Here is a 19348-nt window from a genome sequence, read left to right on the forward strand (position 1 = left end):
ACGGTTCCTCAAATCAGGTAGGTCGAACGCAGAGCTCGGCCGTGGCTCGGATCATCGCCAGTTGACGCAGCGGATCGTTCAGCGGCTCATGCACGGCTTCGGCCAGCCATTGTGGGCACTGTGGATCGGTGCGCTGCGGGGTGAAGTCGGCCAATTGCTGCAGCAGGCGTTTTTGCAATTCGTCCAACTGCGGGCGGATCTGTTTCACCAGGTCCGGGCGCGGATCGTCAGGTGCCTTGCCCTGGAACTGCCAGTCTGACAGATGGGTGTACTGCACCAGTTTGTTCGCCTCGATCTGCGCCGAGAAAAACTGCTCGACGGCGGCAGGCGCCAATTTGTAGCTCGGTGCCTGGGCGACGACGCTGGCGATCACTTCTTGTTCGCGCTTTTTGTCCTCTACCGGCTTGTGGCTGTCCCATTTGCTCAGGGCTACCTGGTCGGCGATCTCCAGGCGTTCGGCGATGCTGTTGAGCAGCGGGGCGAGCGTGGCGGGCGCCGCAGAGGCGTTGGTGCTGATCAATAGCAGGGCAAAGGCGATTCGGAGGTTCAAGGTCGGTTTCCTTGTCGGGCTGTTGGGCGAGGCCTCAATAGTGAAGGTGCCAGGCTTTTATGTCAGGCAAAAAAAAGACCTCCCGGGGAGGTCTTTTTCGTCACGCCGCTCTCAAGGAAGCAGCGCTACCGGATCAGCAGCTGTAGTACAGCTCGTATTCCAGTGGGTGTACGAAGGTGCGAACCTTGATTTCTTCTTCGCTTTTCAGGCCGATGTAAGCGTCGATGAAGTCGTCGCTGAACACGCCGCCTTTGGTCAGGAACGCACGGCCCTTGTCCAGCTCTTCCAGGGCTTCTTTCAGGCTGCCGCACACTTGTGGGATCTCTTTGGCCTCTTCAGGCGGCAGGTCGTACAAGTTTTTGTCGGCGGCGTCGCCTGGGTGGATCTTGTTCTGGATACCGTCCAGGCCGGCCATTACCAGGGCAGCGAAGGCCAGGTACGGGTTGGCTGCTGGATCCGGGAAGCGGGCTTCGATACGGCGAGCGCGAGGGCTGGACACGTAAGGAATACGGATCGAAGCGGAACGGTTGCGCGCCGAGTAGGCCAGCATTACCGGTGCTTCGAAACCTGGGACCAGACGCTTGTAGGAGTTGGTCGACGGGTTGGTGAAGCCGTTCAGGGCCTTACCGTGCTTGATGATACCGCCGATGAAGTACAGGGCAGTGTCGGACAGGCCGGCATAACCTTCGCCAGCGAAGGTGTTCTTGCCATCTTTGGCGATGGACAGGTGAACGTGCATACCCGAACCGTTATCGCCGTACAGTGGCTTAGGCATGAAGGTAGCGGTACGGCCGTAAGCGACTGCAGTGTTGTGTACGCAGTACTTCAGGGTCTGTACTTCGTCAGCCTTGGCAACCAGGGTGTTGAACTTCACACCGATTTCGTTCTGACCGGCAGTGGCCACTTCGTGGTGGTGCACTTCGATGACCAGGCCCATGTCTTCCATGGCGTTGCACATGGAGGTACGGATTTCGTGGTCGTGGTCGAACGGCGGAACTGGGAAGTAGCCACCTTTGATACCTGGACGGTGGCCATGGTTGCCGCCTTCCACGTCTTGGTCGGACATCCAGGAGCCTTGTTCGGAGTAGATCTTGAACATGGAGCCGGAGATGTCGGACTTGAACTTCACTTGGTCGAAGATGAAGAATTCTGGCTCTGGGCCTACGAATACGGTGTCACCGATACCGGTGGACTTCAGGTATTCCTCGGCACGCTTGGCGATCGCACGTGGGTCGCGGTCGTAGCCTTGCATGGTCGAAGGCTCGATCACGTCGCAGACCAGGATCAGGGTCGGCTCTTCGGTGAACGGGTCGAGTACGGCAGTGCTGTCGTCCGGCATCAGGATCATGTCGGAGGCTTCGATGCCTTTCCAGCCAGCGATGGAGGAACCGTCGAACATTTTGCCTTCTTCGAAGAAAGCTTCATCCAGCGCGTCGCGAGCCGGCATGGTCACGTGGTGCTGAGTGCCTTTGGTGTCCGTGAAGCGCAGATCAATCCATTTAACGTCATGATCTTTGATGAGTTGAACCGACTTCGACATAGTGTCCTCCGGGTGGCTTCGGGCTGGGGTAGTGGAGTTAGCCCTTAGAATGTGGGTGATGCCGGCGCGGATAGTCCGCCATGGCAACCTGCCTCACAAGAGAGCAAATTGCATGCCAGTGCGCCAACATGGGTTTTCTACTCCAAAAACGCCCCTATAAAGGTGCATTGCGACAAAAGCCCAAAAATAGCGCACCGCAATGTAGCGCAAAGGCGCACAAATGCACCTCTTTAGTGCGTTGCGCTTGCGATGCATATTAACTGGTTAAACCTTGAGCGATTTCCGCTATAATCCGCGCCCCCCTTTTTCAGCAGGCCCGGCGCGCGCTGTTTCCATGAAATTAATCGTTAAAGTCTTCCCCGAGATCACCATCAAGAGCCGACCGGTACGGACGCGTTTCATCCGTCAGTTGGCCAAGAACATCCGTGCCGTGCTCCGCGATCTGGACCCGGCTGTGGTGGTGAACGGCGTGTGGGACAACCTCGAGCTGGAAACCCGTGTCACCGAGCCCAAAGCCTTGAAGGACATGACCGAGCGCCTGAGCTGCATGCCGGGCATCGCGCATTTCCTGCAGGTGGATGAGTACCCGCTGGGCGACTTCGACGACATCACCGAGAAGTGCAAACAGCACTACGGCAGTGAGCTTGAAGGCAAGATCTTTTCGGTGCGCTGCAAGCGTGCCGGCAAGCACACTTTCAGCTCGATGGATGTCGAGAAATACGTCGGTAGCAAGCTGCGTCGCGAGTGCGGCGCTGCCGGAATTTCCCTGAAAGCGCCGCAAATTGAAGTGCGCATGGAAATTCGCGACCAACGGTTGTTTGTGATCCACAGCCAGCACAACAGTATCGGCGGCTACCCGTTGGGCGCCCTGGAACAGACCCTGGTCTTGATGTCCGGCGGTTTCGATTCCACGGTTGCCGCTTACCAGATCATGCGCCGTGGCCTGATGAGCCACTTCTGCTTCTTTAACCTGGGCGGGCGTGCACATGAATTGGGCGTGATGGAAGTCGCGCACTTTATCTGGAAGAAGTACGGCAGCTCCCAACGCGTGCTATTTGTGAGCGTACCGTTCGAAGAAGTGCTGGGCGAAATTCTCGGCAAAGTCGATAACGGTCATATGGGCGTGGTATTGAAGCGTATGATGTTGCGCGCCGCGTCGCAGATTGCCGACCGCTTGCAGATCGACGCGCTGGTGACCGGCGAGGCGATCTCCCAGGTGTCCAGTCAGACGCTGCCGAACCTGTCGATCATCGACTGCGTCACCGAGAAGCTGGTGTTGCGCCCACTGATCGCCAGCCACAAGCAGGACATCATCGACCTGGCAGAAGAAATCGGCACCGCCGACTTCGCCAAGCACATGCCTGAGTACTGCGGGGTCATCTCGGTGAACCCCAAGACCCACGCCAAGCGTCATCGCGTGGAGCATGAAGAGAAAGAATTCGACATGGCGATTCTGGAGCGTGCGCTCGAGAACGCCAAGCTGGTCCCGATCGATCGTGTTATTGACGAACTGGGCCAGGACATCAAGATCGAAGAAGTCAGCGAAGCCCTGGCCGGCCAGATCGTCATCGACATCCGTCACCCGGATGCCGCTGAGGATGAGCCGCTGGACATCGCCGGCATCGACGTACAAACGCTGCCGTTCTATGCACTGAACGCGCGTTTCAAGGAACTGGATAACAGCCGTCAGTACCTGCTGTATTGCGACAAAGGCGTGATGAGTCGCCTGCATGCCCACCATTTGCTCAGTGAGGGGCATGCCAATGTGCGCGTTTATCGACCGAGCTAAGAGCCCGGGGCTGTTTGCCTGTGGCCTGCGTCACCGGCCCCCCGACTCTGCCGTCAAGCTGTAACGGCAAGGCCTGACTCTACTGTTAATCGCTGCCACGACCTGTCAGCACACCGAATCCTCTGATCGAGATACACAAGTGATCGAAAATCTACGTAACATCGCCATCATTGCTCACGTTGACCATGGTAAAACCACCCTGGTAGACAAACTCCTGCGTCAATCCGGCACCCTGGAGCGCAACGAGCTCAACGACGAGCGCGTGATGGACTCCAACGACCAGGAAAAAGAGCGCGGTATTACCATCCTGGCTAAAAACACCGCTATCAACTGGAACGGCTACCACATCAACATCGTGGATACCCCGGGCCACGCCGACTTCGGCGGCGAAGTAGAACGCGTAATGTCGATGGTTGACTCCGTTCTGCTGCTGGTTGACGCTCAAGACGGCCCTATGCCGCAAACCCGTTTCGTGACCAAGAAGGCTTTCGAAGCCGGCCTGCGTCCGATCGTGTGCATCAACAAGGTTGACCGTCCAGGCGCGCGTCCGGACTGGGTTCTGGACCAGATCTTCGACCTGTTCGACAACCTGGGTGCCACCGAAGAACAGCTGGACTTCAAAGTCGTCTACGCCTCGGCCCTGAACGGCATTGCCGGTCTGGACCACACCGACATGGCTGAAGACATGACCCCGCTGTACCAGTCGATCGTCGACAACGTACCTGCGCCGGCTGTTGACCGTGAAGGTCCGTTCCAGATGCAGATCTCGGCACTGGACTACAACAGCTTCCTGGGTGTTATCGGCGTTGGCCGTATCGCTCGTGGTCGCGTCAAGCCGAACACCCCGGTTGTCGCTATCGGCGCCGACGGCAAGAAGCGCAACGGTCGTATCCTGAAGCTGATGGGTCACCACGGTCTGCACCGTATCGACGTTGAAGAAGCTGCAGCTGGCGACATCGTGTGCATCAGCGGTATGGACTCTCTGTTCATCTCCGACACCCTGTGCCACCCGGACGCGGTAGAAGCGATGAAGCCTCTGACCGTTGACGAGCCAACCGTTTCCATGACCTTCCAGGTAAACGACTCGCCTTTCTGCGGTAAAGAAGGCAAGTTCGTGACCTCCCGTAACATCAAGGAGCGTCTGGACAAAGAGCTGCTGTACAACGTTGCTCTGCGCGTTGAAGAAGGCGACTCGGCTGACAAGTTCAAGGTTTCCGGCCGTGGTGAGCTGCACCTCTCGGTACTGATCGAAACCATGCGTCGCGAAGGCTTCGAAATGGGCGTTGGTCGTCCAGAAGTGATCATCCGTCAGGTTGACGGCGTGAAGCAGGAACCGTTCGAAAACGTCACCATCGACACCCCGGAAGAATCCCAGGGCAAGGTGATGGAAGAGATGGGCCTGCGTAAAGGCGACCTGACCAACATGGTGCCGGATGGCAAAGGCCGTGTGCGTCTGGAATACAACATCCCTGCGCGTGGTCTGATCGGTTTCCGTAACCAGTTCCTGACGCTGACCAACGGTGCTGGCATCCTGACCTCGATCTTCGATCGCTACGACACCATGAAGTCCGGCGACATGTCCGGCCGTCAGAACGGTGTTCTGGTATCGGTAGAAACCGGCAAGGCGCTGACCTACTCCCTGGAAACCCTCCAGGCACGTGGCAAGCTGTTCGTTGAACACGGTCAAGAGATCTACAACGGTCAGATCGTTGGTCTGAACAGCCGTGATAACGACATGGGCGTCAACCCAACCAAAGGCAAGAAGCTCGACAACATGCGTGCTTCGGGCAAAGACGAAACCATCGCTCTGGTTCCACCTGTTCGCTTCACCCTGGAACAGGCCCTGGAATTCATCCAGGACGACGAGCTGTGCGAAGTCACGCCTAAGTCGATCCGCCTGCGTAAGAAGATCCTGGACGAAGGCGAGCGTACCCGCGCTGCCAAGAAAGCCAAGAACTGAGTTAACTCAGGCTGAATGAAAAACGCCCCCGGTCGAAAGGCCGGGGGCGTTTTTTTGTGCCTGGATTTTTCTGGTGAGCCCGCTTGTTGTGGTGAGCGGGCTTGCCCCGCGCTGGGTGGCGAAGCCGCCCCAAAACCAGGCACCTGAGTTTTATCTGGAGAAATGCAGTGGCCGGGTTAGGGCCGCTTCGCAGCCCAGCGCGGGGCAAGCCCGCTTACCACAGGGGTTCGGCTGTCGATTAGAACTTATCGAGGGTCTTGAACTTGGTCTCGCGCACCACTTCCTTCGGCTTGTACGCGCAATACCCTGGCCGTGGCCCGATTTTCGGGTGGTTGCGGCAAGTATCCGGGCGCTTGTCATAAATAGTGCAGAAGCGCGTCTTACGATCCAGGTACAGGCAATCGTTGTTGCTCATGCGCTGCAGGGTAAAAATCTCGGATTTGGAATTGAAGCGCTCGACGATGCCTTCTTTCTGCAGCCGCTTGGCGATGTTCTTCGGCGGGTCGCCGCGCTCGAACTCATCGACGATACCGATGCGGATCAGGTCCTTGATCTTCACTTCGACCGGCAGCGTGCAGCAGCTGGACACGCAACCACCGCACATGTGCGCGGAATATTTCTGCCACGTTTCGAGACGGTCGAGTTCCGCGGCGGCGATCAATTGAGGCTTCATCAGGGTTCCAAAAGGTGGGGCTGTATCCGGGCGCGCGATCATACCGGGATTGGTGATTTTTTGAACAATATTTTGTGGGTTTCGGCCAGAAGGTGCGCGTTTGCCAAAAGCAGGCACGGCCAATGCATCAAAACCCTGCAAAGGTAAATGCGTTAAAAAACTGCCGAACCAGAGCGTCTACCGTCTGTCAGACCGTCTAGGCTCTAGCAACTCCTTCTATCTCGCCCGAGGTCGCAATTGATGTCTCAGGAACCACTTGCACGAGAAGCAGAGGTAGCCGCATTTCGCGATGCCGTCTTGACCAAACTTACCTACGCGGTGGGCAAGGACCCGGATCACGCCTTCGACCACGACTGGTTCGAAGCCATTGCCCTGGCCGCACGCGACCAGATGGTCGATCACTGGATGGACCACACGCGGCGCATCTACCGCAAAGGCCAGAAGCGGGTCTATTACCTTTCCCTGGAGTTCCTCATCGGCCGCTTGCTCTATGACAGCCTGAGCAACCTGGGCGTGCTGGAGATTGCGCGCGAAGCGCTGTCGGAGCTGGGCGTCGACCTGGAGCGCATCCGCCTCCTGGAGCCCGATGCGGCGCTGGGCAACGGTGGTCTGGGCCGCCTGGCGGCGTGCTTTATGGAGAGTATGTCGACGTTGGGCATTGCCGGCCATGGGTATGGCATTCGCTATGAACACGGCCTGTTCCGCCAGGCGATTGTCGATGGTTGGCAGCAGGAGCAGACCGAACACTGGCTGGATTTCGGCAACCCCTGGGAATTCGAACGCCCTGAAGTGGTGTACCCGATCGGCTTTGGTGGCAGTGTTGAAACCCTGGATGACGGCACCGGCAAGATGATTCAGCGGTGGACGCCGAACGAAACTGTGCGCGCCATTGCCTATGACACTCCGGTCGTCGGCTGGCGCGGCGCCAGCGTCAACACCTTGCGCCTGTGGCGTGCTCGCGCAGTCGAAGACTTGCACCTGGAACGTTTCAACGCCGGTGATCACTTGGGCGCCGTCGCCGAAGTAGCACGTGCCGAAAGCATCTCCCGAGTGCTTTACCCGGCCGACAGCACCGAAGCGGGGCAGGAATTGCGCCTGCGCCAGGAATACTTCTTCGTCGCCGCCTCCCTGCAAGACCTGCTGCGTCGCCACAAGAACATGCATGGCTCGGTACTCAGCCTGGGCGAACACGCGGCGATACAACTCAACGATACCCACCCGTCCATCGCCGTGGCCGAGTTGATGCGCCAATTGGTCGACCTGCACGACATTCCGTGGGAAGCCGCGTGGGATGTGACGGTCGAAACCCTGTCGTACACCAACCACACGCTGCTGCCTGAAGCGCTGGAGACCTGGCCGGTCGGCTTGATGGAACGCATGCTGCCCCGGCACATGCAGATCATCTACCTGATCAACGCCCAGCATATCGATTCGCTGCGCGCCAAAGGTATCCACGACTTTGACGTACTACGCGCCGTGTCGCTGATCGAAGAAGACAACGGCCGCCGCGTGCGCATGGGAAACCTGGCGTTCCTTGGCTCCCACAGCGTCAATGGCGTGTCCGGCCTGCACACTCAGTTGATGCGCAGCACAGTGTTCTCCGAGCTGCACAAGCTGTACCCGGAGCGCATCAATAACAAAACCAACGGCATTACCTTCCGTCGCTGGTTGTACCAGGCCAACCCCAAGCTCACGTCCATGCTGGTGGAAGCGCTCGGCCCGGACATTCTCGACAAGCCCGAAGAGCGGCTGGTAGAGCTTGAGCCGTTTGCCGAAAAACAGACGTTCCGCAAGGCCTTTGCCGAGCAGCGTCTGCACAGTAAGCGGGCGCTTGCGGACATCATTCATGAGCGCCTGGGTATCGCGGTCAACCCGGCGGCGATGTTCGACGTGCAGGTCAAGCGCATCCACGAATACAAGCGCCAGTTGCTCAACCTTCTGCACACCGTGGCGCTGTACCAGGCGATCCGGGCCGAGCCGGGCACCGATTGGGTGCCGCGCGTGAAGATCTTCTCCGGCAAGGCGGCGGCCAGTTATCACCAGGCCAAGCTGATCATCAAGCTGACCAACGACATCGCGCGCACAGTCAATAACGACCCGACCGTACGTGGTTTGCTCAAGGTGGTGTTCCTGCCCAACTACAACGTGAGCCTGGCGGAAAGCATCATCCCGGCGGCGGACTTGTCGGAACAGATTTCCACCGCCGGCTTTGAAGCCTCGGGCACCAGCAACATGAAGTTCGGCCTCAACGGTGCGCTGACCATCGGCACCATGGACGGCGCCAACGTGGAAATGCATGAGCGTGTGGGCGCCGAGCACATGTTTATCTTCGGCCTCAGCGCGCAGCAGGTGGAAGCGCGCAAACACGCCGGTGAATTCAACGCCGGGGCCGACATTGCAGCGTCCCATCGGTTGAATGATGTGCTGCAAGCGATTCGGGGCGGGGTGTTCTCGCCGGATGATCCGGGCCGGTACGTGGGGCTGATCGATGGGCTGATCGACTACGACCGTTTCCTGGTCTGTGCCGACTTCGATTCGTACTGGGACGCTCAGGCGCGGGTCGAGGCGCATTGGCATGACTCCAAGGCGTGGTGGCGTTCGGCGGTGCTGAATACCGCGCGCATGGGCTGGTTCAGTTCGGATCGGACCATCAGGGAGTACGCGACCGAGATCTGGAAAGCCCTCGACTAAACATCGCTGGCCTGCACATGTGTGCGGGTTTATGCGGGAGCTGGCTTGCCTGCGATAGCATCACCTCGGTGTGACGGATACACCGAGGTGTCTACATCGCGGGCAAGCCCGGCCCCCACATAAGCCTGCTTCCACATGGGGTCTGCGTCGATATACTAGGCGCCAGTTTGCCCGCCTCGGGCTGCTTAGGGATATCGACCATGCAATGGATTTTCATGCTGATTGGCCTGGTGCTCGGCTGGACGCTCGATGAGTCGTTCAGTGACGCGGGCATCGGTGCGCTGTTGGGCTTGGGCATTGGCCAGGCGATTCGCCTGTCAAAGTTGGCGACTCAGGCGGACCAACAGGCGCGTCAGTTGGAAACCACGCAGAAGGCGCTGATTGCGCTGGGTGATCGTCTGCGGCAGCTGGAAGTGCCCACGCCGCCGAGCAATATCGTCGTCGAAGCCGCAATCCCTGAACCCACACCTGTTGCCAAAGCGCCCGAGCTGGTTTGGGAGCTGCCGGCCGAATTGGCGCCGGTTGCCATCGTTGCCGAACCAAGCCAGCCGCTGCCGGCTGATGTATGGGCGCCTGCCCCGATACCAGAACCCAAAGAACCTGCCATCCCCCGTGGCCCCAACTTGATCGAGCGCGCCATCAGTGGCGCGCGCAATTGGTTGTTCGGCGGCAACACCGTGCTGCGTGTCGGCGTGGTGCTGTTGTTCCTCGGTCTGGCGTTCCTGTTGCGCTATGCCACCGAAGGCATGGTGGTGCCGATCGAATTACGTTACGCCGGGGTGGCTGCTGCTGCATTGGGCCTGCTGGGGTTGGGCTGGTGGCTGCGGCTGCGCAACAGCAACTATGGTCTGATGCTGCAAGGCACCGGGATCGCGGTGCTGTACCTCACGGTGTTTGCCGCGATGCGCCTGCACCCGTTGATCGATCCCGGTGCGGCCCTGGGCTTGCTGGTGGCGGTCACAGTGTTTTCGGCGATCCTGGCAATCACCCAGGATGCGCTGGGGCTGGCCTGTGCAGCGGCGCTCGGTGGTTTTGCGGCGCCGATCCTCACGTCCACCGGCGCCGGCAACCATGTGGCGCTGTTCAGTTACTTTGCCTTGCTCAACGCGGGCATTCTCGCCATCGCCTGGTTCAAGGCCTGGCGCCTGCTCAACCTGATCGGGTTTGTCGGCACCTTTGGGATCGGTTTTGCCTGGGGTCTGCGCTCGTATACGCCTGAATTGCTGTGGAGCACCGAACCGTTCCTGATTCTATTTTTTCTGATGTACCTGGCCATCGGCCTGTTGTTCGCACGGCGTAAATTGCTAGAGATGCGCGACGCGCCCGAGGATGACAGCCGTGGTGCACTGCTGCGCTGGTCGGCGGCCAAGGGCGATTATGTCGACGGCAGCATGTTGTTCGGCCCGCCGCTGGTGGGTTTCGGCTTGCAGTTTGCGCTGGTGCAGCACCTGGAGTTTGCCGCAGCATTCAGCGCCTTGGGCCTGGGCATCGTCTACATGGGCCTGGCCCGGCTGCTGAGCGGCGGGCGCGCCTTGTTGCTGGCGGAAACCTGCCTGGCCTTGGGGGTGATCTTTGCCAGCCTGGCCATCCCCCTGGGCCTCGACGCGCGTTGGACGGCTGCGGCCTGGGCGGTGGAAGGCGCCGGCATTTTCTGGCTCGGCTTGCGTCAGCAGCGGCCGTTGGCGCGCGCATTTGGCCTGTTGCTGCAAGTGGGTTCGGCGCTGGCGTTCCTCAGTGAATTGCGTTCCGGTGAGCACACCTTGCTCAGTGGCGCGCCGCTGGGCGCGCTGCTGCTGGGCGCTGCGTTGTTGTTCAGCTTTGACCAGTTGCGCAAGGCATCCGAGGAGCAGTCCTCAGACTGGGAGCGCAAAGGCCTCCCGGTGTTGGCGAGCCTTGGCTTGAGCTTTTTGTACCTGCTCGCGCCCTTGTTGCTGGATACCCAAGGCACCGCTGTGAGTTGGGCAATCGCTGGCCTGGTGACGCTGTTTATAGGCCTGCGCATCGGCTCGCGCACCTTCCTGTTCACCGCATTCGCTGTGCAATTGCTGGGTGGCGCGGTGTTCCTGCTGCGGTTGCAAGGTGGCGACGGCGCAGCGGTGTTCAATGCCGGTTGGAGCGGTTTGCTCACGGCGTCGTTGATTGGCTTGGCCTTGATCGGCGGCATGTTGTTGGCGGCGCGTGACGACATCGTGCGAAGCGATGTTCGACTGCTGCGCGGTTTGTCGGTGGTGCTGTTGGCGGGCCTCGTATTGATCAACCTTGCGGTGCTGTTCGTGCTGCCGTGGGAAAGTGCCAGTGGCGTGTGGGCGGCCAGTGGCCTGTTGGTCATCTGGCTGAGCCTGTACCTGCAACAGCGGGTCAGTTTTGTGTTCGGCTTGCTGCTGCAATTGGTGGGCGGCGGTTCTTTCCTGCTGGCGGTACCGGAGTTGCTCGGGCCACTGACCAGCGAGGGGCTGCGTCCGTTGGCCCACAGCGGTTTCTGGACGCCGATGGTACTGGGCCTGGCTGCGCTGGTAGGCGCCTGGCGCTTGCAGCGCGAACCCCATGCGCCGGTGTTTGCCGTGTTGAAGCTGCAACGCCTGTCCGACTTGCTGTTGGTCTGGGGCGCGGCCTGGTGGACGCTGGCGCTGATCGGCGAAGTGTTGCGGTTTATTCCACAGGAATTGCAGGGGGCATTCCTGCTGGGGTGCGCGGCAATCAGCGTCGCGATCTGGATGCTGCTGGCTGCGCGCCTGAAGTGGGTGTCGCTGGGGGTGTTGTCCACCCTGCTGATGCCAGCGGTGGGCTTGGTGTTGCTGGTGTACGGACATACTTATTACCACCCCGCGGCGGAGTACGGCTGGCTGGCGTGGTCGGCGGTATTTGTGGTGCATTTCATCTCGCTGCGACGCCTGGCGGTGATTGTGCCCGCCAAGGCGTTGAGCGTGGCCCACGTACTCGGCTGCTGGATGCTGATCGGCATATTGGCGCTGGAGTTGCGCTACGGTCTGCTGAGGTTTACTGCCGAGTACAACGCCTGGCGCTGGCTGGGCTGGGCGATCCTGCCAAGTCTCTATCTCGTGCTGGCCGCTTCGCCACGTCGTTGGCCATGGCCGGTGGCGGCGTATCCAAGGGAATATCGGATATTGGCGGCCGTGCCATTGGCGGTGCTGATGCTTGGCTGGTTCTGGCTGGCGAACAGCTTCAGCGACGGCACGGCCAAACCGCTGCCCTATGTGCCGCTGGTCAACCCGCTGGACCTGGGCCTGCTCTTTGCGCTGCTGGGTGTGTATTGGTGCGCGCGAAGTGTCGCGCCGCTACGGGGCCCGCGTACCGAGCTTGTCGCCCAAGGTGTCGCGGGTGTTTCGCTGTTTGCCTTCTTTACCGCGCTGGTCATGCGTACTGCCCACCATTGGGGCGGCGTGCCGTTTCAACTGGATGCGTTGCTCGAATCCATGCTGGTACAGGCCGGTCTGTCGATCGTCTGGACCCTGATCGCTCTCGGCCTGATGATCGGCGGCCACCTGCGCCATCGCCGCGAGGTGTGGCTGATCGGTGCAGTGTTGATTGCGGTGGTGGTCGCCAAGTTGTTCTTTGTCGAACTGAGCAACCGCGGCGGTCTGGCGCGGATCGTGTCGTTTATAGGTGTGGGTGGGCTGTTGCTGGTGGTGGGTTACTTCGCACCGCTGCCACCCAAGCGCGTCGAACCGGTGTTGGACACTGAAGGAGCATCCTCTTGATCGGTAAGTTGAGCGTGGCCGTGCTGGGCCTGTGTACGACCTTGTCTGTGTGGGCGCAGGAAACGCCGGCTGACTTCACCTCCCAGGTGCCGCTGAACGTCAGCGGCAGCGGCCCTTGGTATCGCCTGGAGCTGCCGCTGGCGGTGCAATTGAACGCGCGCCAGGCCGATCTTGGCGATGTGCGCGTGTTCAACGCCGCCGGCGAGCCGCAGGCCTATGCGTTGTCGCGTCAGGCCTCGCAGCGCAGCGAAAGTCGCAACGTTACGGCGGTGAAGTGGTTCCCGCTGTACGCCGCCGACACCCAGCAAGCCCTGCCAGACGTGGTAATGAAGGCCACCACTTCCGGCACGCTGGTGGAAATCAAACCGTCCACAGCCCCCAAGCCCGGCAAGCAAGTGCTGCGGGGCTGGGTATTGGACGCCAGTGCAATCAAGGCGCCCCTGCAGCAATTAAGCCTGGACTGGAGTCGCGAGCAGGAGGGCTTCCAGCGTTTCAGCATTGAAGCCAGTGATGATTTGCAGCACTGGAAAGCCTGGGGCGATGGGCAAGTGGCGCGCTTGTCATTTGCCGATGACCGGGTCGAGCAGCATGACGTGAACCTGCCGGGGCAATCGGCGCGTTATTTGCGGCTGGTGTGGCAAGGCCAGGCGGCACCGTTGTTGACGTCGGCGAAGCTGGAGAGCGCCACTAGCAGCACCTTGCCGATGCCGTTGGTGTGGTCGCAAGCCTTTCCAGGGGAGCGGCTCAAGGCGGGAGAGTACAGTTGGCAATTGCCGACGGGGCTGAATGTCGAGCGCTTGCGGGTCGAGTTGAAGCAGCCCAATACGCTGGCGCCGGTGACGTTGTCGGGGCGAAGTGACGCCAAGCAGACCTGGCAGCCGTTGAGCAATGGCCTGCTGTACCGCCTGACCCAGAACGGCAAGGACGTGCTGCAGGATGAATTGCAGTTGCCGGGCCAGACGGTTGCTCAGTTGAAGTTGCAAGTGGACGAGCGGGGCGGTGGACTGGGCGTCGAAGCCCCCGCCTTACGCGTGGCCGTGCGTGCCACGCAACTGGTGTTTCTGGCGCGGGGTGAGCCGCCCTTCAGCCTGGCGCTGGGTAACGCATCCGTGAAAGCCGCGAGCCTGCCACTCTCGACGCTGATTCCCGATTACAGTCCCGAGCGTTTGAAGGCGCTGGGCCAGGCTACCTTGGTGGGAGAAATCACGGTCAAACCGCCTGCGATTGCCGCCTTGCCCGAAGCCGGCACCGACTGGAAAAAACTCGGCCTGTGGGCCGTGTTGCTGCTCGGCGTGGCGGCACTGGGTGCCATGGCCTACAGTTTGCTGCGCAAGCCGCCGGTGGCAGGTTAAATAAAGTCCATGAACTCTATTGGGTTTAAATCCTCTGATAGGAGGAAATACGCCCCGACTCGCGTTAAACTGCGCGGGTTTTCAGCCCCCCATTCTCCGGAGCCTTACATGTCCCGCGTTACCTTGAGTCGCTATTTGATTGAGCAGACCCGCAGCAACAACACGCCTGCCGATCTGCGCTTCCTTATCGAAGTGGTGGCGCGTGCTTGCAAGGAAATCAGCCACGCCGTGTCCAAAGGCGCACTGGGTGGTGTCCTGGGCAGCATGGGCACCGAAAACGTGCAGGGCGAAGTGCAGAAGAAACTCGACGTGATCTCCAACGAGATTCTGCTCGAAGCCAACGAATGGGGCGGTCACCTGGCCGGCATGGCGTCCGAAGAAATGGACAATGCCTACCAGATCCCCGGTAAATACCCGAAAGGCGCCTACCTGCTGGTGTTCGACCCCCTGGATGGTTCCTCCAACATCGACATCAACGCCCCGGTCGGCACCATCTTCTCGGTACTGCGTTGCCCCAACGAATACCTGAGCCAGAACGAAGCCCTGAACGAAAAGGCCTTCCTGCAGCCAGGCACCGAGCAGGTTGCTGCCGGTTACGCCATCTACGGCCCACAGACCATGCTGGTGCTGACCCTGGGCGACGGCGTCAAAGGCTTCACCCTGGATCGCGAGATGGGCAGCTTCGTACTGACCCACGAAGACATCACCATTCCTGCGTCCACCCAGGAATTTGCGATCAACATGTCTAACCAGCGCCACTGGGAAGAACCTGTGACCCGCTACGTGGGCGAGTTGATGGCCGGCGAAGAAGGCCCGTTGAAGAAAAACTTCAACATGCGCTGGGTGGCTGCAATGGTTGCCGACGTGCACCGCATCCTGACCCGTGGTGGCCTGTTCATGTACCCACGCGACAGCCGCGAGCCGTCCAAGCCAGGCAAACTGCGCCTGATGTACGAAGCCAACCCGATGTCGTTCCTGGTTGAGCAGGCGGGCGGCGCATCCACCGACGGCCACCAGCGTATCCTCGACATCCAGCCTGAAGGCCTGCACCAGCGTGTGGCGGTGTTCCTGGGTTCGAAGGAAGAAGTTGAGCGTGTGACGGCGTATCACAAGAAGTAAGTTGATGCGATAAGTGAGCGGCGTTGTTGTGAGCCGGTTCACCCTTGAAGAAGCCCCGAAACGTTTCAGCGTTTTCGGGGCTTTTTTGTTTTCGTTCATCGGGAACCAGACACCTCTTTTCCCTTCTAAGCTTCTGGCAGATACCCACGCTGCTTCGTCCCTCCAGGAGTTTTTCCATGTCGTTACGCCGTCTCGCTTTGCTGGCTTTTTGCGTGTTGTTGGGCGCTTGCAGCAAGGTCAACCAAGAAAATTACGCGAAGTTGTCGGCTGGCATGGCCAAGGCTGAGGTGGAGTCGTTGCTGGGTAAGCCGACCGATTGTTCCGGCGCGCTGGGCATGTCCAGTTGCACCTGGGGCGATAAAACCAGCTTTATCAGCGTTCAATATGCCGGTGACAAAGTTCTGATGTTTTCCGGGCAAGGCCTGAAGTAAACCGGGGCGAGAGCCTGCGGGAGAAGAAGAATGATGCGTTTTGTTTTGTTCCTTTGTGCCAGCCTGTTTTTGGCGGGCTGCGCCAGCCATTCTGGCGATGATCTGCAACCCAAGACAGCGAGCAACGTCAACCTCAAGCGTTACCAGGGCACCTGGTATGAGTTGGCCCGATTGCCGATGTACTTCCAGCGCAACTGCGCGCAGTCCGAAGCCCGCTACACCCTGTTGCCCGATGGTGACATGTCGGTGTTCAACCGCTGCCTGACGACCGAATGGAAGTGGGAAGAAGCCAAGGGCACCGCCACCCCGCAAGTGCCGGGCAAGACCGACAAGCTCTGGGTGGAATTCAATAACTGGTTTACCGCGTTGTTGCCGGGCGTTGCCAAGGGCGATTACTGGGTGTTGTATGTCAGCGATGACTACAAGACCGCAATTGTGGGCAGCCCGAGCCGGCGTTATATGTGGATCCTGTCGCGCACGCCGACGGTCAGTGCGGACACCCGCGAAGACCTGTTGAGCAGGGCGCGGCAGCAGGGGTATGACACCACGCGATTGATCTGGCGTACGTCGGACAAGCAGATGGCAAAGACCTCGCAGTAACCCTGGGCCACCGCCGATCAATACATGTGGGAGCTGGCTTGCCTGCGATAGCATCACCACGGTGTAACTGATACACCTTGGTGCCTGTATCGCAGGCAAGCTAGCTCCCACATTTGTTATGTGTCGCGTGTTAGCCCAGTAGCGCTCTCAAAACTTGCGTGAACGCCCGGCTGCTTTCTTCTTCACCGGCATGATGCCCATCGCGCACCACCCACTTTCCATTCACCAGCACATCCCGCACGTGCCGATCCCCGCCCGCAAACAGCCAGCGATTCAGAATCCCATCCTCTGTTGCCGTCGCCAGGTATGGATCATTGCCATCCAGCACAATCCAATCCGCACGCTTGCCCACTTCCAGCCTACCAATCGGTTGCCCCAACGCTTGGGCACCGCCGTCCAGCGCGGCATCAAACAGCGTACGGCCGACCATCGGCTGATCACTGCGGTACAACCGGTTACGCCGCTGATCGCGCAGGCGCTGGCCATATTCCAACCAACGCAACTCCTCCACCACGCTCACTGACACATGGCTGTCGGACCCGATGCCCATGCGTCCGCCTTGGGCCAGAAAATCCACCGCCGGGAAAATCCCATCACCCAGATTAGCCTCGGTGGTCAGGCACAAGCCGGCAATCGCGCGGCTCTTGGCCATGCGTGCGACTTCATCCGCATCGGCATGAGTGGCATGCACCAGGCACCAGCGCTCATCCACTTCAACGTTGTCATACAGCCATTGCAGCGGGCGTTTGCCGCTCCAGGCCAGGCAGTCTTCAACTTCCTTCTGCTGTTCGGCGATGTGGATATGCACCGGGCACGCCTTGTCGCTGGCGGCCAGCACGTCATTGATTTGCTGTGGCGTCACCGCGCGCAACGAGTGGAAACACAGCCCCAACTGCTGCGCCGTTTGTGCGGCGAGGATGGGTTTGAGCTGCGCCTGCAGGTCCAGGTATTGCTCGGTGCTGTTGATAAACCGCCGCTGGCCTTCATTCGGGGCTTGGCCGCCAAAACCGGAGTGGGTGTAAAGCACAGGCAGCAGTGTCAGGCCAATCCCGCTGCTGGCCGCCGCCTGGCTGATCTGCCGTGACAGTTCCGTGCGATCGGCATACGGCTGGCCGCTGACGTCGTGATGCACATAGTGAAATTCTGCCACCGAGGTGTAGCCGGCCTTGAGCATCTCGATATACAGCTGTTGCGCGATCACCTGCAATTGTTCCGGGCTGATCTTGCCGACCATGCGGTACATCAGGTCGCGCCACGTCCAGAAGCTGTCATTCGGATTGCCCGCCACTTCGGCCAAACCGGCCATGGCGCGCTGGAATGCATGGGAGTGCAGGTTCGGCATGCCCGCCAATACCGGGCCCCTCAGCCGTTCGGCACCCTCTGCGCTGGCATTGGCCTCAACCTTTGTCAGCAGGCCCTCAGCGCTGACTTCAAGACGTACATCATTGGCCCATCCATTAGGCAGCAGCGCGCGTTCGGCAAAGAAAGCGGACATGATCAAGGCACCCCGGTCGTGTGTTTATTTGTATATACATATACAGACGTTTGCCTGCTCGGTAAACTCCGGCAATCTATGCATCTTTTCCCCCTGCAAGGATTCCCTGTGCCGACTCCGCCTGCCAAGTCTTCGCTGGCTGCCCACATGGACGAAAGTCCGGCGCCCTTGTATGCCCGCGTCAAACAGATGATCAGCCAGCAGATTCTCAACGGCAACTGGCCACCCCATTACCGCGTGCCGTCCGAGAGCGAACTGGTCAGCCAGCTGGGTTTCAGCCGCATGACCATCAACCGTGCCCTGCGCGAGCTCACCGCTGAAGGTTTGCTGGTGCGCATGCAAGGTGTCGGCACCTTTGTCGCTGAGCCCAAGAGTCAGTCGGCCCTGTTCGAAGTGCACAACATTGCCGATGAGATCGCCTCGCGCGGTCATCGACATACCTGCCAGGTCATCCACCTGGGCGAGGAGGCTGCCGGTTCCGAGCGCGCTGTCGCCTTGGAGATGCGTGAAGGCGGGCGTGTTTTCCATTCGTTGATCGTGCACTTTGAAAACGATATTCCCGTGCAAATCGAAGACCGCTTCGTCAATGCCCTGGTCGCGCCGGAATACCTGCAACAGGATTTCACCCAGCAAACGCCGTATGCCTACCTGAACCAGGTGGCACCGCTGACCGAAGGCGAGCACGTGGTCGAAGCCATTCTTGCCGACGCTGCCGAGTGCAAGCTGCTGCAGATCGAACCTACCGAGCCGTGCTTGTTGATTCGCCGACGCACCTGGTCGGGGCGCCAGCCGGTGACCGCTGCGCGTCTGATCCACCCCGGTTCCCGTCACAGCCTGGAAGGACGTTTCAGTAAATGAGTGCAGTGAAAGTCTGGCGCGCCACCGATTACGTGCGCATGCCTTGGAAAAACGGCGGTGGCAGCACCGAAGAAATCACCCGTGATGCCGGTACCGGCCTGGATGGTTTTGGCTGGCGACTTTCGATTGCCGATATTGCCGAGTCGGGCGGGTTTTCGACTTTCGCCGGCTACCAGCGCGTGATCACCGTGATCAAGGGCGCGGGCATGGTCCTGACCGTGGACGGTGAGGAGCAGCGCGGTTTGTTACCGCTCCAACCCTTCGCGTTCAAGGGTGACAGTCAAGTGTCATGTCGCCTGATCACCGGGCCGATCCGCGACTTCAACCTGATCTATTCGCCACAGCGTTACCACGCACGGTTGCAATGGATCGATGGCGAGCAACGTTTCTTCAGCACCGCGCAGACAGTGCTGGTGTTCAGCGTGGCGGATGAAGTGAAGGTGCTGGACCACAAGCTGGGGCATCACGACTGCCTGCAAGTGGACGGTAACACTGGCCTGCTGGATATCTCTGTCAGTGGCCGCAGCTGCATTATCGAACTGACTGCTCGCGATTAAAAACTGTGGGAGCG

General features: G+C 59.9%; 14 protein-coding genes. 10 read left to right on the forward strand and 4 right to left on the reverse strand.

The window, feature by feature from the left end:
* Positions 1–13: 13 nt before the first annotated feature.
* Both RB216_RS01620 and glnA read right to left on the reverse strand, forming a co-directional pair.
* Positions 14–550, reverse strand: coding sequence for a chorismate mutase (locus tag RB216_RS01620; protein ID WP_068936362.1), 537 nt, complete (start codon positions 548–550; stop codon positions 14–16).
* Between the two features lie 133 nt (positions 551–683).
* Positions 684–2090: a type I glutamate--ammonia ligase gene (glnA, locus tag RB216_RS01625; protein ID WP_016979133.1), complete on the reverse strand. Its 1407-nt coding sequence runs from the start codon at positions 2088–2090 to the stop codon at positions 684–686.
* A 334-nt stretch (positions 2091–2424) separates the two neighbouring features.
* Between glnA and thiI the strand changes: the two genes are divergently transcribed.
* Positions 2425–3879 (forward strand): tRNA uracil 4-sulfurtransferase ThiI, encoded by a 1455-nt coding sequence (gene thiI, locus RB216_RS01630; protein WP_028615376.1) that lies wholly within the window; start codon positions 2425–2427, stop codon positions 3877–3879.
* Positions 3880–4018: 139 nt separating this feature from the next.
* On the forward strand, positions 4019–5839 hold the full coding sequence (gene typA / locus RB216_RS01635; protein WP_025859468.1) for a translational GTPase TypA: 1821 nt from the start codon (positions 4019–4021) through the stop codon (positions 5837–5839).
* 238 nt (positions 5840–6077) lie between these two features.
* Here typA and RB216_RS01640 read toward each other — a convergent pair whose 3' ends face one another.
* Positions 6078–6512: a YkgJ family cysteine cluster protein gene (locus RB216_RS01640; protein ID WP_017529542.1), complete on the reverse strand. Its 435-nt coding sequence runs from the start codon at positions 6510–6512 to the stop codon at positions 6078–6080.
* Positions 6513–6752: 240 nt separating this feature from the next.
* Here RB216_RS01640 and RB216_RS01645 point away from each other — a divergent pair, with 240 nt between their 5' ends.
* The 6 genes from RB216_RS01645 to RB216_RS01670 all read left to right on the forward strand — a co-directional run bounded on the left by RB216_RS01645 (position 6753) and on the right by RB216_RS01670 (position 16424).
* Positions 6753–9203, forward strand: a complete 2451-nt coding sequence (locus tag RB216_RS01645) for a glycogen/starch/alpha-glucan phosphorylase (RefSeq protein WP_122685745.1) — start codon at positions 6753–6755, stop codon at positions 9201–9203.
* A gap of 200 nt (positions 9204–9403) precedes the next feature.
* The gene (locus tag RB216_RS01650; protein WP_308908242.1) at positions 9404–12922 is read left to right on the forward strand and encodes a DUF2339 domain-containing protein; all 3519 of its coding nucleotides are present in this window, start codon (positions 9404–9406) and stop codon (positions 12920–12922) included.
* On the forward strand, positions 12922–14274 hold the full coding sequence (locus tag RB216_RS01655) for a DUF3999 domain-containing protein (RefSeq protein WP_122685922.1): 1353 nt from the start codon (positions 12922–12924) through the stop codon (positions 14272–14274). The genes RB216_RS01650 and RB216_RS01655 overlap by 1 nt, the downstream gene beginning before the upstream one ends.
* Before the next feature lie 108 nt (positions 14275–14382).
* A complete protein-coding gene (locus RB216_RS01660) occupies positions 14383–15393 on the forward strand; it encodes a class 1 fructose-bisphosphatase (protein WP_003237460.1) in 1011 nt (336 codons plus the stop codon).
* Positions 15394–15569: 176 nt separating this feature from the next.
* Positions 15570–15824, forward strand: a complete 255-nt coding sequence (locus RB216_RS01665) for a hypothetical protein (protein ID WP_010213853.1) — start codon at positions 15570–15572, stop codon at positions 15822–15824.
* 30 nt (positions 15825–15854) lie between these two features.
* Positions 15855–16424 carry a lipocalin family protein gene (locus tag RB216_RS01670; RefSeq protein WP_028615380.1) on the forward strand — a complete coding sequence of 190 codons (570 nt, stop codon included), beginning with the start codon at positions 15855–15857 and terminating at the stop codon, positions 16422–16424.
* Positions 16425–16554: 130 nt separating this feature from the next.
* On the opposite strand, the gene RB216_RS01675 is transcribed toward RB216_RS01670, so the two are convergent.
* The gene (locus RB216_RS01675; RefSeq protein WP_308908243.1) at positions 16555–17919 is read right to left on the reverse strand and encodes a formimidoylglutamate deiminase; all 1365 of its coding nucleotides are present in this window, start codon (positions 17917–17919) and stop codon (positions 16555–16557) included.
* A gap of 147 nt (positions 17920–18066) precedes the next feature.
* Between RB216_RS01675 and hutC the strand changes: the two genes are divergently transcribed.
* On the forward strand, positions 18067–18777 hold the full coding sequence (gene hutC / locus RB216_RS01680; protein ID WP_232920667.1) for a histidine utilization transcriptional repressor HutC: 711 nt from the start codon (positions 18067–18069) through the stop codon (positions 18775–18777).
* Positions 18774–19334: a HutD/Ves family protein gene (locus tag RB216_RS01685; RefSeq protein ID WP_028615382.1), complete on the forward strand. Its 561-nt coding sequence runs from the start codon at positions 18774–18776 to the stop codon at positions 19332–19334. The genes hutC and RB216_RS01685 overlap by 4 nt, the downstream gene beginning before the upstream one ends.
* Positions 19335–19348: the final 14 nt, after the last annotated feature.

The organism is Pseudomonas canadensis (assembly GCF_030980095.1).
Lineage (GTDB): Bacteria > Pseudomonadota > Gammaproteobacteria > Pseudomonadales > Pseudomonadaceae > Aquipseudomonas > Aquipseudomonas canadensis.

What these genes read in the sequence shown, in the direction of transcription:
- glnA (WP_016979133.1), bottom strand. Translation starts at nt 2,090, where the DNA reads ATGTCGAAGTCGGTTCAACTCATCAAAGATCATGACGTTAAATGGATT.
- thiI (WP_028615376.1), top strand. Translation starts at nt 2,425, where the DNA reads ATGAAATTAATCGTTAAAGTCTTCCCCGAGATCACCATCAAGAGCCGA.
- RB216_RS01640 (WP_017529542.1), bottom strand. Translation starts at nt 6,512, where the DNA reads ATGAAGCCTCAATTGATCGCCGCCGCGGAACTCGACCGTCTCGAAACG.
- RB216_RS01645 (WP_122685745.1), top strand. Translation starts at nt 6,753, where the DNA reads ATGTCTCAGGAACCACTTGCACGAGAAGCAGAGGTAGCCGCATTTCGC.
- RB216_RS01650 (WP_308908242.1), top strand. Translation starts at nt 9,404, where the DNA reads ATGCAATGGATTTTCATGCTGATTGGCCTGGTGCTCGGCTGGACGCTC.
- RB216_RS01660 (WP_003237460.1), top strand. Translation starts at nt 14,383, where the DNA reads ATGTCCCGCGTTACCTTGAGTCGCTATTTGATTGAGCAGACCCGCAGC.
- RB216_RS01665 (WP_010213853.1), top strand. Translation starts at nt 15,570, where the DNA reads ATGTCGTTACGCCGTCTCGCTTTGCTGGCTTTTTGCGTGTTGTTGGGC.
- RB216_RS01670 (WP_028615380.1), top strand. Translation starts at nt 15,855, where the DNA reads ATGATGCGTTTTGTTTTGTTCCTTTGTGCCAGCCTGTTTTTGGCGGGC.
- RB216_RS01675 (WP_308908243.1), bottom strand. Translation starts at nt 17,919, where the DNA reads ATGTCCGCTTTCTTTGCCGAACGCGCGCTGCTGCCTAATGGATGGGCC.
- hutC (WP_232920667.1), top strand. Translation starts at nt 18,067, where the DNA reads ATGGACGAAAGTCCGGCGCCCTTGTATGCCCGCGTCAAACAGATGATC.
- RB216_RS01685 (WP_028615382.1), top strand. Translation starts at nt 18,774, where the DNA reads ATGAGTGCAGTGAAAGTCTGGCGCGCCACCGATTACGTGCGCATGCCT.